13 protein-coding genes are annotated in these 15,096 nt (G+C 58.6%); 8 read left to right on the forward strand and 5 right to left on the reverse strand.

All coding sequences use genetic code 11. The features are described 5' to 3' along the window. Positions 1-35 precede the first annotated feature (35 nt). The 3 genes from queA to ACR0AZ_RS03435 all read left to right on the forward strand — a co-directional run bounded on the left by queA (position 36) and on the right by ACR0AZ_RS03435 (position 3,153). Positions 36-1,082 carry a tRNA preQ1(34) S-adenosylmethionine ribosyltransferase-isomerase QueA gene (gene queA, locus ACR0AZ_RS03425; protein ID WP_480469496.1) on the forward strand — a complete coding sequence of 349 codons (1,047 nt, stop codon included), beginning with the start codon at positions 36-38 and terminating at the stop codon, positions 1,080-1,082. 107 nt (positions 1,083-1,189) lie between these two features. Beyond that, on the forward strand, positions 1,190-2,464 hold the full coding sequence (locus tag ACR0AZ_RS03430; protein WP_480469497.1) for an MFS transporter: 1,275 nt from the start codon (positions 1,190-1,192) through the stop codon (positions 2,462-2,464). Between the two features lie 107 nt (positions 2,465-2,571). Continuing rightward, positions 2,572-3,153, forward strand: a complete 582-nt coding sequence (locus ACR0AZ_RS03435; RefSeq protein ID WP_480469498.1) for a DUF924 family protein — start codon at positions 2,572-2,574, stop codon at positions 3,151-3,153. Here the strand turns inward: ACR0AZ_RS03435 and ACR0AZ_RS03440 are convergent. Beyond that, positions 3,150-3,584, reverse strand: coding sequence for a hypothetical protein (locus ACR0AZ_RS03440; protein WP_480469499.1), 435 nt, complete (start codon positions 3,582-3,584; stop codon positions 3,150-3,152). The two genes, ACR0AZ_RS03435 and ACR0AZ_RS03440, sit on opposite strands and share 4 nt — an antisense overlap. A gap of 203 nt (positions 3,585-3,787) precedes the next feature. On the opposite strand from ACR0AZ_RS03440, the gene lpdA reads away from it, so the two are divergent. After that, complete coding sequence (gene lpdA / locus ACR0AZ_RS03445; protein WP_480469500.1) at positions 3,788-5,182, forward strand: dihydrolipoyl dehydrogenase; 1,395 nt, start codon at positions 3,788-3,790, stop codon at positions 5,180-5,182. Between the two features lie 133 nt (positions 5,183-5,315). On the opposite strand, the gene ACR0AZ_RS03450 is transcribed toward lpdA, so the two are convergent. Next, entirely contained in the window at positions 5,316-6,701 is a 1,386-nt protein-coding gene (locus tag ACR0AZ_RS03450; RefSeq protein ID WP_480469501.1) for a dipeptidase, read from the reverse strand. A gap of 300 nt (positions 6,702-7,001) precedes the next feature. Here ACR0AZ_RS03450 and hemA point away from each other — a divergent pair, with 300 nt between their 5' ends. From hemA to ispG, 3 genes are all read left to right on the forward strand, one after another. After that, positions 7,002-8,225, forward strand: a complete 1,224-nt coding sequence (gene hemA / locus ACR0AZ_RS03455; RefSeq protein ID WP_480666780.1) for a 5-aminolevulinate synthase — start codon at positions 7,002-7,004, stop codon at positions 8,223-8,225. Positions 8,226-8,354: 129 nt separating this feature from the next. Next, a complete protein-coding gene (locus ACR0AZ_RS03460) occupies positions 8,355-9,569 on the forward strand; it encodes a helix-turn-helix domain-containing protein (protein ID WP_480469503.1) in 1,215 nt (404 codons plus the stop codon). A gap of 70 nt (positions 9,570-9,639) precedes the next feature. After that, on the forward strand, positions 9,640-10,761 hold the full coding sequence (gene ispG / locus ACR0AZ_RS03465) for a flavodoxin-dependent (E)-4-hydroxy-3-methylbut-2-enyl-diphosphate synthase (RefSeq protein ID WP_480657371.1): 1,122 nt from the start codon (positions 9,640-9,642) through the stop codon (positions 10,759-10,761). Positions 10,762-10,931: 170 nt separating this feature from the next. Here ispG and ACR0AZ_RS03470 read toward each other — a convergent pair whose 3' ends face one another. From ACR0AZ_RS03470 to ACR0AZ_RS03480, 3 genes are all read right to left on the reverse strand, one after another. Beyond that, a complete protein-coding gene (locus ACR0AZ_RS03470) occupies positions 10,932-11,642 on the reverse strand; it encodes a CHAP domain-containing protein (RefSeq protein ID WP_480666781.1) in 711 nt (236 codons plus the stop codon). Between the two features lie 122 nt (positions 11,643-11,764). Then, positions 11,765-12,523 (reverse strand): DsbA family protein, encoded by a 759-nt coding sequence (locus tag ACR0AZ_RS03475; protein WP_480666782.1) that lies wholly within the window; start codon positions 12,521-12,523, stop codon positions 11,765-11,767. After that, positions 12,520-13,902: a M48 family metalloprotease gene (locus ACR0AZ_RS03480; RefSeq protein ID WP_480469507.1), complete on the reverse strand. Its 1,383-nt coding sequence runs from the start codon at positions 13,900-13,902 to the stop codon at positions 12,520-12,522. Before ACR0AZ_RS03480 ends, ACR0AZ_RS03475 begins: the two co-directional genes overlap by 4 nt. On the opposite strand from ACR0AZ_RS03480, the gene ACR0AZ_RS03485 reads away from it, so the two are divergent. After that, positions 13,901-15,064, forward strand: coding sequence for a pyridoxal phosphate-dependent aminotransferase (locus tag ACR0AZ_RS03485; protein WP_480657375.1), 1,164 nt, complete (start codon positions 13,901-13,903; stop codon positions 15,062-15,064). The genes ACR0AZ_RS03480 and ACR0AZ_RS03485 overlap by 2 nt on opposite strands. Positions 15,065-15,096: the final 32 nt, after the last annotated feature.

Below are 15,096 nucleotides of genomic sequence, written 5' to 3' on the forward strand. Positions count from 1 at the left end.
GGCCGAATCTTTAGCGGCATTGTATTGGCGCGGCCATGAAACTCAGCGATTTCGACTTCCACCTGCCTGAACACCTGATTGCCACGCGGCCTGCCAGCCCGCGATCCTCGGCGCGACTGCTGGTGGCGCAGGGTGATGACATCCGCGACCGGCATGTGTTCGACCTGCCTGATCTGTTGCAGCCCGGCGACCGTCTGGTGCTGAACGACACCCGTGTCATCCCGGCGCGGCTCAACGGGCGACGTCACCGTGACAGCGCGCAAGGTCCGGTCTCGGCCGCAATCGAAGCGACCTTGCTTGAGCCGCAGGCCGATGGCAGCTGGACCGCGCTGGTAAAACCGCTGAAGAAGGTCAAACCGGGAGAAGAGATCGTATTCTCCGATGACCTGAGCGCCACCTTGGAACGGGTCGCCGACGGGCAGGCCTATCTGCGGTTTAATCTGACAGGTGAGGATTTCGACAAAGCGCTGGAACAGGCCGGAGCGATGCCGCTGCCGCCATACATTGCAGCCAAGCGTGCGGCGGATGAGCAAGACAAGACCGACTACCAAACGGTCTGGGCACGCCATTCCGGGGCGGTTGCGGCACCGACCGCCTCGCTGCATTTTGATGATCCTTTGTTGCAGGCCCTCACCGCGCGTGGGGTGGAGTTCACCCATGTCACCCTGCATGTTGGCGCTGGTACGTTTCTGCCTGTGAAGGTCGAGGATGTTACAACGCACAAGATGCATGCCGAATGGGGGTGCGTCAGCCCTCAGGCCGCTGCCGAGATCGCCGCGACCAAGGCCGCAGGCGGGCGCGTCATTCCGGTGGGCACGACCGCGCTGCGCCTGATTGAAAGCGCAGCAAGGGGCGGAGAGATCACCCCATGGGAAGGTGAGACCGACATCTTCATCTATCCCGGCTTCCAGTTTCATGCCGCCGATGCTTTGATGACCAATTTTCACCTGCCGAAATCTACGCTGCTGATGCTGGTCTCGGCGCTGATGGGGCAGGACCGGGTGCGTACGATCTATGACCATGCAATCGCGGGGGAATATCGGTTCTTCTCGTATGGCGATGCATCATTGTTGATCCCCTGAGGCGCGGATTTTCGGTTAGCGTCCTCACAATGTCGTAGACAAGCGCGACGCAGGCTGTAAGTGGGCATCAGGTAAACTGAAACTACTTTGGCATTTGGATAGGCAGCATGCTTCAGGTTCTTTCCAGCGCTTGGGCGCTTCTTCTTGGAATGGGATTGCTGATGATCGGCAATGGCCTGCAGGGCACGTTGCTGGGTGTGCGGGGCGATATTGAGGGGTTCTCGACCCTTGAGATGTCGTTCGTGATGTCTGCTTATTTCGTGGGCTTCCTTGGCGGTTCGCGCCTTGCGCCCGAGATGATCCGGCGGGTGGGGCATGTCCGCGTGTTTGCGGCGCTGGCCTCGTTCATCTCGGCCGTGATGATCATGTATCCGATGCTGACGGACCCGATTGCCTGGTCTCTGGGCCGGGTGGTGATCGGGTTCTGTTTCTCGGGCGTGTACGTGACTGCAGAGAGCTGGTTGAACAATGCGGCCAGCAACGAAAACCGGGGGCAGGCGCTGTCTCTGTATATGATCGTGCAGATGGCAGGTGTGGTCAGTGCGCAGGCTTTGCTGCTGGTCGGAGATCCCGCGGGGTATGAGACTTTCGTGATCGCATCGATCCTGGTTTCGGTCTCGTTTGCCCCGATTCTGCTGTCGATCTCGCCGACACCGGCTTTTGAGACTACCAAACCAATGACATTGCGCAAACTGATGGAGACATCACCACTGGGTTGTGTGGGGATGTTCCTGCTGGGCGGCGTGTTTTCGGCCCAGTTCGGGATGAGCGCGGTCTACGGCGCGCAAGCAGACCTGTCGCTGGTCGAGATTTCGACTTTTGTCGCGGCGTTTTACATCGGCGCGGTTGTGCTGCAGTATCCGATCGGTTGGATATCGGACCGTGCGGACCGGCGTATCCTGATCATGTTGGTGGCAGCCGTTGGCGGCGTCGGGGCCTTGATCGGCATGTTTTTCGGGGCAGGATCATTCCCGATCCTGCTGCTCTCAGCGTTTGCGATCGGGGGCATGACGAGCCCGCTCTACTCGTTGTTGATCGCCTATACGAACGATTATCTGGAATATGACGACATGTCCGCCGCCTCTGGCGGGCTGATTTTCATCAACGGTCTGGGCGCTATTGCAGGCCCGGTCATCACGGGTTGGTTGATGGGCGTTGGCTTGCTTGGCCCTGCCGGGTTCTTCCTGTTCATCGCGGCGCTGATGTTCGCCATGGCGATCTATGGTGCGTACCGTATGACTCAGCGCGCTTACGTGCCCGTGGATGAGACCGGAGCCATCGCGCCGATTTACCCGACCTCATCCCCGGTTGCGCTTGAAGTTGCACAGGAAGTTGTCATCGAAGCGGCCCAGGAAGAGCAGGATACGCAAGAACCTGCCTGACGCCGGATTTGTGACTTTTGTGTTGCAATATGTTACTGTCACAAATCTGTAAAAGAGATTTAAATGACGCTACGTCCCTGGGGAGGACAATTACGGAGTTTAGGGCAATGGTTGCTCCTGAAAAAGTATTGAGTTTTTGGTTGGATGAGGTTGGGCCCAAGGGCTGGTACCTGCAGGATGAGGCGCTGGACGAGCAGATCCGCGACAAGTTTCTGTCAACTTGGAAGGCCGCGTGCGAGGGAAAATTCTCGCTCTGGCTGACCTATCCCAGCGGTGCGCTGGCTTATATTATCCTTATGGATCAATTCCCTCGCAACATGTTCCGCGGCAGCGCCAAGGCGTTTTCATCGGATCGTGCAGCGTTGGCGGCTGCGAAATGTGCGGTCGACAAGGGATGGGACATGAAGATTGACGAGCCGGCGCGGCAGTTCTTTTACCTGCCGATGATGCATTCGGAAAATCTGTGTGATCAGGAGCGCTGCGTGCGCCTGATGCACGAGCGGATGCCGCAGGCCGGCGAAGGAAATCTTCTGCACGCTCGGGCGCATCGCGAAGTGATCCGCAAGTTCGGTCGTTTCCCGTATCGAAACGATGCACTGGATCGCAGCACAACTGAACACGAAGCCGCATATGTCAGCAACGGTGGCTATGGCAGCACCGTTCGTGAGTTGCAGGCAGCTGCGACCTAGGTTGCGGGCGTGCACCCTCTGACCGACTGAAGGCCGTGGGTCACGCTATCCACCGTGGTGGTAATGGCGTGATCGATCAGATCTTCAGGAGAGTCCACCAGGCCCGCCAGTCGGGCCTGTGTTTTTTCCAGACCTTTCTCCAACCCGTTCAACCGCTGCAGTGCTGCATTCAGTTGTCGTGCCGTTGCAGGATCAGATGCATCATCCTGCGCGCGAATTGCAGCCATGTCGCTGCGCAACGCCGCAAGCTCTCCGCGAAGGCCCTGCGCCTGATCTCGTAACGGTGTCACCAACTGCAGGTTTTCTGCAAAACCGGTTCGGATATTGTCGACCGACTGCGCCAGCTTCCAACCCAAGAACAGGCACAGGGCCAGCAGGATCAGGGTGGCGTTCAAAAGGGCAAGCAAAAGATCTTTGAGTGTTTTTGCCATCATGGCCTCTCTCAAATACACAGGTTTGGAAACGAATTGGTTCGGTTCTAGCCTTTGGTGAGGCGTGGGTATAGGCTGAATTCAGCGCCTGACGGGCGATTTGACCCCGCGTCACATATGTCGCGGGCGGAGTTGTTGATGCGCTGTGAAAAATAGTTTAACGGTAAACTAGTTTTGAAACCGATCTGCGCCGAGAGGGACACATGGCTGCAAAATCTTATGATCTGATCGTAATCGGGGCCGGCCCCGGAGGCTATGTCGCTGCCATTCGCGCAGCCCAGCTGGGCCTGAAAACCGTCGTTGTCGAGCGTGAGCATCTGGGCGGCATCTGTTTGAACTGGGGCTGCATCCCGACCAAGGCGTTGCTGCGCTCGTCGGAAGTCTTCCATCTGATGGAGCGCGCTAAGGATTTCGGCCTCAAGGCAGACAAGGTGGGTTATGACCTCGACGCGGTCGTCAAACGCTCGCGCGGGGTTGCAGCCCAGCTGTCGGGCGGGATCGGTCATCTGATGAAGAAGAATAAGATCGACGTCGTGATGGGCGAGGCGACGATACCTGCGAAAGGGAAGGTCAGCGTCAAGACCGACAAAGGCTCCGAAGAACTGACGGCGAAGAACATCGTACTCGCAACCGGCGCGCGGGCCCGCGAACTTCCCGGTCTGGAGGCGGATGGTGATCTGGTCTGGACCTATAAACACGCGCTGCAGCCGCCCCGGATGCCCAAGAAACTGCTGGTCATCGGCTCGGGCGCGATCGGCATCGAATTCGCCAGTTTCTACAACACGCTGGGCGCAGATACGACGGTGGTCGAGGTTATGGACCGCGTGCTGCCGGTTGAAGACGCCGAGATCAGCGCCTTTGCCAAGAAAGCCTTTACCAAACAGGGCATGACCATCATGGAAAAGGCGATGGTCAAGCAGCTGGATCGCGCCAAAGGCAAGGTGACTGCGCATATCGAGGTGAAGGGCAAAGTAGAGAAGCATGACTTCGATACGGTAATCTCGGCGGTTGGTATCGTGGGGAATGTTGAAAACCTGGGGCTTGAGGCTCTGGGCGTAAAGATCGACCGCACCCATGTGATCACTGATGAATTCTGCCGTACCGGTGTCGATGGGCTCTATGCCATTGGCGACATCGCGGGCGCGCCCTGGCTGGCGCATAAAGCCAGCCACGAAGGTGTGATGGTGGCTGAATTGATTGCGGGTAAACACGCGCATCCGGTCAAGCCCGAAAGCATAGCGGGTTGCACATACTGCCAGCCGCAGGTCGCATCGGTAGGTTATACCGAAGCGAAGGCCAAGGAGCTTGGTTTTGACATCAAGGTCGGTCGCTTCCCCTTTATCGGCAACGGCAAGGCCATCGCCTTGGGCGAACCTGAAGGAATGATCAAAACCATCTTTGATGCCAAGACGGGTGAGTTGCTGGGCGCACATATGATCGGCGCCGAAGTCACCGAGCTGATTCAGGGCTATGTGGTTGGTCGTCAGTTGGAGACCACCGAAGAAGACCTGATGAATACGGTCTTCCCACACCCAACGCTGTCAGAGATGATGCATGAGAGCGTTCTGGATGCCTATGGGCGTGTGATCCACATGTAAGGGAAGGGGGCTCTGCCCTCGCCGTGGCAAGCCGCGACTCCCCCGGGATATTTATGGCCAGATGAAGCAGGGGACCCGGTCTTCATCTGGCCGAAAATATCCCGGAGCGCGAGGCAGAGCCTCGCTGGAATCCTTATTTGTTCAGCGCATCCAAAATGCGGGCCCAGGAGCGGATACCTTTGTGGAAGCTTTTGACGTCGTATTTTTCGTTCGGCGAGTGGATAGCGTCGTCGTCATTGGCATAGCCCACGAGCATTGAATCCAGCCCGAGCACGGTATCGAAATAGCCGACGACCGGGATCGAGCCGCCCATGCCGGTAAAAACGGCCTCGCGATTCCATTCGTCGGAAAGCGCGCCGCGTGCTGCTTCGAATTCCGGGCGGTTGAGGTTCATGACAGAAGCGGGCGAGCCTTCGAGGTCGTTGTCCCAGACGACTTTGACGTCAGGGGAAAGACGCTCTTCTACGTGTTTGCGAATTTTGTCGCGCAGTGCGTCTGGATCCATGTCACCGACAAGGCGGCAGGTGATCTTGCAATGCGCTTCGGACGGAATAACGGTTTTTGACCCTGCGCCATTATAGCCACCCCAGAGTCCGTTAACTTCGAGCGTCGGGCGTGCCCATTGCTGTTCCAGGGTAGAGTAGGCTTTTTCACCGTGAGGCTGGGTGTAGCCGACCGAGTTCAGATATTCCGCCTCGTCGAACCCGCAATTTTCCCATTGGCGTAATTGGTCGGCAGGCACCTCATGAACGCCTTCATAGAACCCTTCAACGGCGACACGCCCGGTTTCTTCGTCATAGAACGAGGTAACGATGCGAGAGAGTTCGCGCAGCGGGTTCAGGCCGGGTCCTCCGTAATGGCCCGAGTGCAGGTCGATGCGCGGGCCGATAATGGTGAATTCATCTTTCAGCATCCCGCGCAATTGTGATGCGATCGAAGGCACACCACGAGAGACCATCGAGGTATCGCAAACCAGCGCCAGATCTGCCTTCAACTCTTCCTTGTTCGCTTCGAGGAACGGCACCAGCGAGGGTGAGCCGGATTCCTCTTCGCCCTCGAAGAAGAATGTGATGCGGCAGGGCAAGGTGCCGTGGACAGCTTTCCACGCCCGGCAGGCCTCGACAAATGTCATGAGCTGGCCCTTGTCATCCGATGCACCGCGCCCGCGGATTACATCCCCATGTTCGGTTTGTTCCAGTGCCGGATCAAACGGGTCGCGGTTCCATAGCTCAAGCGGGTCAACCGGTTGCACATCGTAATGGCCATAAAACAGGACATGCGGCCCGTCGCTGTCTTCGCCAACATGGCCTACCACCATCGGGTGGCCTGGGGTCGGGCGTTTCTCGGCCGCGATGCCGAGGCTCTGCAGATCGGCCACCAGCCAGTCAGCGGCCTTGTCGACATGCTCTTTATAGGCGGGGTCGGTAGAGATTGAAGGGATGCGCAGGAACTCCATCAGGCGATCGATAGAAGGGGTCAGATCAGTGTCGATCCGGCTCAGTACGGCGTCAAGCGACATGGGGCTCTCCTGAAAAGTGCTGAATTCGGGCAGAGCCTAGCAGCATGGGCGGGGCCGTCCAGCAGGATTCTGGGGCAAAGGCATAGGGGCGGCCTGCGTCGTTTCCTCGCGTTTTCTGGCCGTAACTTTGCTTGTCGGTTCGGGCGTTAGGCGTTATTTGATGCAAATCAAAGTTGGGTTCAACGTTTCGGCGGTAGGCAAGTCGGACAGATGAACGCGACGCCACATTTGCAGAAACCCTGTAGTGTAGCGAAAAAAGTAGTCCGGAGGTATGATGGCCGGGCATCCAAGGAGGGTCCGGTGGACTATACTGCTCAGCTCGATACAGCGATCGCCAAGCTGCATGACGAAGGACGTTACCGGACCTTTATCGATATTGAACGCCGGAATGGTCATTTTCCGCATGCGGTGCGGACCTGTCCGGACGGGTCGCAGCAGAACATCACCGTGTGGTGTGGCAACGACTATCTTGGCATGGGGCAGAACCCGGTTGTTTTGAACGCCATGCACGAGGCGGTCGACGCGGCTGGCGCGGGCTCGGGCGGGACGCGCAATATTTCGGGCACCACCGTTTATCATAAGCGGCTGGAGGCTGAGCTTGCTGATCTGCATGGCAAAGAAGCCGCGCTGCTGTTTACCAGCGCCTACATCGCCAATGATGCCACGCTTTCGACACTGCCCAAGCTGTTTCCCGGCCTGATCATCTATTCCGACGCGCTGAATCATGCCTCAATGATCGAAGGCGTGCGCCGCAATGGTGGGGCAAAGCGTATCTTCCGTCACAATGACGTCGCTCATCTGCGCGAGCTGATGGCGGCGGATGATCCGGCTGCGCCCAAGCTGATTGCGTTTGAATCGGTCTATTCCATGGATGGCGATTTTGGTCCGATCGAAGAGATCTGCGACCTCGCTGATGAATTCGGTGCGCTGACTTATATCGATGAGGTTCACGCGGTCGGTATGTACGGCCCGCGCGGTGGCGGCGTGACCGAGCGGGATCGTCTGACCCATCGGATCGACATCATCAACGGAACACTGGCTAAAGCTTATGGTGTCATGGGTGGCTATATCGCCGCCAGCGCCAAGATGTGCGACGCGATCCGGTCATATGCACCCGGCTTCATCTTCACCACCTCGCTGCCACCTGCGGTTGCAGCAGGGGCGGCGGCGTCGGTGGCTTATCTGAAAACCGCGCCCGAGCTGCGCGAACAGCACCAGACACAGGCCAGCATTCTCAAGCTGCGTCTGAAGGGACTGGGCATGCCTCTGATCGATCACGGCAGTCACATCGTGCCAGTAATCGTGGGCAACCCCGTCCACACCAAGAAGTTGAGCGATATGCTGTTGGATGACTATGGCATCTATGTGCAGCCGATTAATTTCCCGACCGTTCCACGTGGCACTGAACGCCTGCGGTTTACCCCGTCTCCGGTACATGGACCTGACGAAATGAACCGTCTGGTTCAGGCGATGGACGAACTTTGGTCACATTGTGCGCTAAATCGCGCCGAACTTGCTGGATAACCTCACGCTAAAGTGTGCAACGAGTTTGCTGCGTGTTAGGCTTACGCTAACAAAACTGGCAGACGAATCGTTTAGGGTCGATTCGCTGACGGCGCGTAACACGCGACAGGCAAAGATGGGGCAGCAGGAATGATTGGGCGCAGATCACAGCGCGATTCCGGAGAAGACATGGACGTCAGACCAAAAGGGTTTGATGACTATGAGGTGCGACTTGGCGATGTCATGCGCGGCGAGCGTGCGACGATGGGCAAGTCTCTTCTGGACGTACAACGCGAACTGCGGATCAAGGCCAATTATATCGCCGCCATCGAGAACGCTGACCCGGACGCCTTTGACACTCCTGGCTTTATCGCTGGTTATGTGCGGTCCTACGCCCGTTATCTGGGTATGAACCCGGATGAGACGTTCCAGACTTTCTGCAAGGAAAGCGGTTTCGAGGTCGCTCATGGCATGTCGGCTGAGGCGTCAGTCGTTAAGAAAGCGCAAGGCGGTTTGCCTGCGCGTGGGCCGATGGGGCGCGACCCCTTTGTTTCGCCCAACACTCCTTATATCCCCGGTCGAGAATCCGTTGTCAGCCAGATTGAACCACGGGCTATTGGTTCGACACTGGTTCTGCTGGCCGTCATTGGCGGCATTGGCTATGGCGGCTGGTCGGTCCTGAACCGTATTCAGCAGGTGCAGGTTAGCCCGGTTGAACAGGCACCCGTCGTCCTGACCGATCTCGACCCGCTTGATGCGGCACAGGTGCGGTCGGATGAGGTTGAACTGGCCAGCGTGGACACTCCAAGCTCCGAAGCGCTGGATCGTCTGTATCGTCCGCAGGCGCTGGATGTGCCTGTTCTGGTGGCGCGTGACGCCCCGATCTCGACACTCGATCCGCGCACGGTTGGCACTTTCAGCCCGCCAGAACCGCCGCAGATTCAAGTGACAGAGGTTCACACGGTCGAGCGTCCGGAGTTGCCGCAGGTTGTTGAGAAGATTGACACAAACCTGAAAATCGTTGCTGTGAACCCGTCGTGGATGCGCGTCACGGCTGCCGATGGCAGTGTCATTTTCGAGGGGACGCTTGGGACGGTTGAACAGGGTAGCACGTTCGAGGTTCCGCTTACGGAAGAGCCGCCGCAGTTGCGCGCAGGCGCCTCTGGCTCCGTCTATTTCTCGATGAATGGTGAGCATTTTGGCCCGGTCGGCGCGCCCGGCACGGTGACCAAAGGGGTCGTGCTGTCGAAAGATTCGGTGGCCGAGAATTTCACCGTGGCCGATCTTGAAGCCGATCAGAACAGCGCGCTCAAGCAATTGGTGGCCGAGCTGCAGACCGAGGCGACAGAAGCGCCCGCCGAGTGATCTTGGCATTGCTCCTTCGGGGTTGGCGAACTATCTAAGGCGCAACTCAGGCTGATCCGGATCGATCCTCATGTCGCTCAATCACGTGCGCCCGTGGCGCAACATCTATCGCCGCAAATCCCGTCAGATCATGGTTGGCAACGTGCCTGTTGGTGGCGACGCGCCGATTGCCGTGCAGACCATGACCAACACGCTGACCACCAATGTCGCGGCGACTGTTGCACAGGTACAGGCGGCGGCAGAGGCAGGGGCGGATATCGTACGCGTCTCGGTTCCGGATGAGGCATCGTCGAAAGCGCTGAAGGAGATCGTGCGCGAAAGCCCTGTGCCCATCGTCGCCGATATTCATTTCCATTATCGCCGCGGCATTGAATCCGCTGAGGCCGGTGCAGCCTGCCTGCGTATCAATCCCGGCAACATCGGCGATGAGAAGCGGGTAAAAGAGGTCATCGCTGCCGCGCGCGACCACAACTGCTCGATCCGGATTGGGGTGAACGCAGGGAGTTTGGAAAAGCATCTGCTGGAGAAATATGGAGAGCCGTGCCCCGAGGCGATGGTTGAAAGCGGGCTCGAGCATATCCGCATCCTTGAGGATAATGACTTTCACAATTTCAAGATCAGCGTGAAGGCCAGCGACGTGTTCCTGTCGGCCGCGGCCTATCAGGGCATTGCCGAGGCCACAGACGCCCCCATCCATTTAGGCATCACCGAGGCCGGAGGGTTGGTCAGCGGTACGATCAAATCGGCCATCGGTCTGGGCAATTTGCTGTGGATGGGTATTGGCGACACGATCCGCGTCAGCCTATCCGCCGATCCGGTGGAAGAGGTCAAGGTGGGCTATGAGATCCTGAAATCTCTGGGCCTGCGCCATCGTGGGGTGAACATCATTTCATGCCCTTCTTGCGCGCGGCAGGGTTTTGACGTGATCAAAACGGTAGAAGCGCTGGAGCATCGGCTGGAACACATCAAAACGCCCATGAGCCTGTCGATCATCGGCTGCGTTGTGAACGGCCCGGGTGAAGCGCTGATGACAGATGTCGGTTTCACCGGCGGCGGGGCAGGGTCCGGTATGGTTTATCTGGCGGGCAAGGCCAGCCACAAAATGTCGAACGACCAGATGATCGACCATATTGTGGAAGAGGTCGAGAAAAAAGCCGCTGAGTTGGACGCCGCGGCTGAGGCCGCAGAATAGCGCCGAAACGAAACAAACTCCGTTGAAACCGAGATCGCTGCGGATCGTAAACAGACTATGCCACCGTTCAGCTTTCTTACGCGAGAGGCTGCTATCTCTGATTTGCGACCGTGACGAAGATCGCCTGTGGCGCATTCCTGGGTTATTTGGCGGCGCGAGGAGAAATTGGGTTACTCGCCAAATTTCGGGTATATGAACCCGTTCACCGGATAGTTGCTGCCATATTGTCCCGGTTGGCTTTCGACACGGACCAGCGTCCAATCATTGTTTTTGGATACGTCCTTGACGCCCATTTTCAACGATACTTTGTTGCGGTGCCAGTTGGCGTGGTTGATGATGACTTCGCGCTCAGTGACGATATCGGATACGACCGCCACATGGCCCAAAGGCATTCCGCTGGTTGCCCGAAACGACATCACCGAACCCACAATCGGTTCGTTGCCCCGGTCAAAAGCACTACGCGCTTTCCCCCACCAGTCTTTGGCATTGCCGCGAATTTCGATGCCGCTGAGGTTTCGTGCGTAGGGCACACACCACACTCTTTGCCCCCGGGCCTGCTTTTTAGAGACCTCTTGCAGCGCCATTGCCTGACGTTCCGGATCGAGATCCACTTCGTTCGGGTTCTTAGCGCAGGCGGAAACAAGAGCAATTATCCCCACCGCAATTGCAGCGCGGGCAGACAGGCGTGACCTGATCGTATTTGTTTTCCGAGTGTGGTTTTGCAAGAAACTTCGGTGCCGGTTTGAGTGGTAACCGAGTTCTAGTGTGATCTTGCGGGTGATGAAAAGAGGCCCGTTAAGACCCGGCAATTTTTTGCCTGTTCTAGATGCCGAATGTGACCCAATAGCTGCGCTGGACAGTCCGCTCACATCCTTAGTCACGAGTGATGCGCTTGGTCAGTCAGCTTGCAAAAAAAGTTCACATCCCAAAAAGGCGGCTTTGTAAATCAAAGCCGCCTGAGCCTGTTAAAGACGTGAACCCCGGCCAAACTGCCGCCTCGTGCTCACCCTTGTTCCGCGCGCACCCCATTCGCGATCTGCTGCATCTGATCGGCAGGCAGGAACCCACGCAGCATCTCGGTGCCCAGAACGAAGGACGGCGTGCCCGAAATCCGCATCTTTTGTGCCAGTTCGCGTGTCTGCGCGATTTCGGCGGTGACCTCATCGCTGTCCATGGCTGCGACGATGGCGTCGCTGTCCAATCCCAGCCCATCCGATATCCGGCGCAGGGTGATCTCGGAGGGCTCACCGCTGAATTCCAACAAGGCATCGTGGACCTGCTTATAAGCGTCGTCTCCGGCCACCTGTTTCGTCGCAATGGCGAACCGGGAGGATACGACCGATGCATCACCCAAAATCGGCAGTTCCTTGATCACCAATCGGATATTGCCATCCTCGGCCAGCAGGCTGGCCACCTCAGGCACGGCACGGCGGCAGTAGCCACAGCGGTAGTCCATGAACTCGACCAGAGTGATGTCACCGTCGGGATTGCCACCCACCCAGCTGTAGCCGTCATTGAACAACGCGTCCGCGTTGGCGGCGACCAGTTCCTTGTCGGCGGCGGCCTCGGCGGCAGCGTTGCGTTCTTCCAAAATGTTGATCGCTTCGATGATCACTTCGGGGTTTTCCAGCAGGTATTCGCGTACCTGCGCACCGAATTCGACCTTTTCGGCGTCGCTCATGGCGTTCAGGTCCAGCGCGTGGGCCGGAGCGGCAAGCATGGAAAGCCCCAGAAGGGCGGGTGCTGTATGTCTGAGGATCATTTCCGTTTCCTTTTCTTTTTCTTCGCCCGTTCCGAGGCGATCAGCACATCCTGTGCCCGTTGCCACCCCGGAGACCCCTCGGGCAATTGCCCGATGGCGCGTCTTGCGTGAATTCCTGCATCGTCCAGTCGACCATGCAGGGCATATCTTTCTGCGGTGACCGCCGAAGCCATCCCGGTGTTGCCCACCTTGGCGTAGGCTGCGCCAAGATCCTGCATCAACCGGGCGTTTCGGTAGTCCCTTGCGCGTGCTTTTTCAAGCGCTTGCAAGGCTTCTTTCGTCTGACCGTCCGCCAGCAGGGCGCGCCCGTACCCGGCAAGGATCAGCGAGTCATTGGGTGCCATATCAACAGCTGCGCCGTAAGCTGCAACCGCTTCTTTCAGACGGCGGTTTTCCAGCAGGATTTGGCCTTTCAACTCATAGAAGAATGGGTCATCGGGCCGGATTTCAAGAGCCTTGTTGATGGCGGCGCGCGCACGGGCCAAATCTCGGTTTTGGTGATGGGCCGAGGCCTCGCGCATCAGGCGGATGTCGGGATCGGTCTCCTCAGCAGCTCGGCGCAGAGTCCAGCCGGGTGATCGCAACCACGCTGACAGCTTGCCTTTGACCCTCGCGAACCAATAGTCGGCATTGGCGTTCTGTTTGGCCTTGTCTCCGAACTCATCAAGGAAATGCTCGGCCGCGCGCAAACGTTCCCGGCTGGTGGGGTGCGAGCGCATATATGGGTCCTGATTGGCCTCGCTCAGCAGTTCCTGACCGGCGAATTTACGATGCAGGTTGACCATTCCGCGCGGAGAGATGCCCGCCCACCGCAGATAGCTGGCCGCGCTGCGATCGGCCGAGGCCTCTTCCGCGCGCGTGTGTCCCAAAAAGCTGCGCAGGGCCGAGGACGACGTGCCCGCGGCGATACCAGCCGCCGCTTCCCCTCCACCGGCGGCAGCGACGATCAGCGCCAGCGCAGTACCGAATTGGGCGTTGCGCTGGGCTGCGCGCAGGTTCTCGGCCCGACGGGCCAGATGACCGTTTGCGATATGGGCAGCCTCGTGGGCGATGACGGCCTGCAACATCTCGGGCGTGTCGACCGACAGAATCAGCCCGTAGTTTACGTAGATGGTGTTGTAGTCGATGACGAACGCATTGAAGGTGCTGTCATTGACCACCAATATCCGGACGCGGTTGGTGCTTAGACCTGCTGCGCGCAAGATCGGAAAGGCCAGTTCGCGCAGGCCATGTTCGATATCAGGATCGCGGATCAGGTTTTGCGCCTGGCTTTGTGCGCTTGCGGCCAGCCACATTACCGCAGCCAGCATCAGGGCCGGGATTGACGCCAGCCGGGATACGCGTTCAAAAGCCATGGCTGCAACATGGGAGATGGGCATGAGAAACTCAACCCGGTCCGGGGTCGATCCGTTTATTGTGATGGATGTGATGGAAGCCGCGCGCAAAGCCGAAGAAGCCGGGCGTCACATCATCCATATGGAGGTTGGCCAGCCCGGAACCGGCGCGCCCAAAGGCGCGACCGAAGCGTTGGCGAAGGCGATGGCGCAAAGCCCGCTGGGCTATACGGTCGCCCTTGGGATGCCCGCCCTGCGCCAACGCATCGCGCGACTTTATGGCGAGTGGTACAATGTCGACCTGAACCCCGAGCGGGTGGTTATCACCCCCGGGTCCTCGGGTGGGTTTCTGCTGACCTTCACCGCGCTCTTTGACAGTGGCGATCGTGTCGGCATCGGCGCACCCGGCTATCCGTCCTATCGGCAAATTCTCAAGGCGCTGGGTTTGGTGCCTGTCGATCTGCCCACCGCGCCCGAAAACCGGCTGCAACCGGTGCCCTCCGACTTCAACGGACTGGATTTGCAAGGCCTGATGGTCGCATCGCCTGCCAACCCCACGGGCACGATGCTGGATCACGCCGCGATGGGGGCGCTGATCGAGGCGGCGCAGGGGCAGGGGGCGTCATTCATCAGTGACGAAATTTACCATGGGCTTGAATACGAGGCCAAAGCGGTCACGGCGCTGGAACTCACCGACGAATGCTATGTGATCAACTCGTTCTCCAAGTATTTCTCGATGACCGGCTGGCGGGTGGGCTGGATGGTCGTCCCCGAGGATCAGGTGCGTGTGGTTGAGCGGATCGCGCAGAACATGTTCATCTGCGCTCCGCATGCCAGTCAGGTGGCCGCGCTGGCTGCGATGGATTGCGATGAAGAACTGCAGGCCAATCTGGACGTCTATCGCCGCAATCGTGCGCTGATGCTGGATGGTCTGCCCAAAGCCGGGTTCACCAATATCGCGCCGCCGGATGGGGCGTTTTATGTCTATGCCGATGTCTCGGACCTGACCGATGACAGTCGTGCTTTCGCCGCCGAGATTCTTGAAAAGGCAGGTGTTGCCGTCACGCCGGGGCTGGATTTTGACCCCCAGCGCGGTCACACGACTCTGCGCTTTTCCTATGCGCGTGCGACGGCTGACATTCAGGACGGGCTGGAACGTCTGCGTCGGTTCATGGCAGAGCGCGGTGCGATCGCTGCACCGGTCTAGGGCGTTCACAAAGCTTGGTTGATGCTATAGGC

The organism is Ruegeria sp. BE3 (assembly GCF_056538865.1).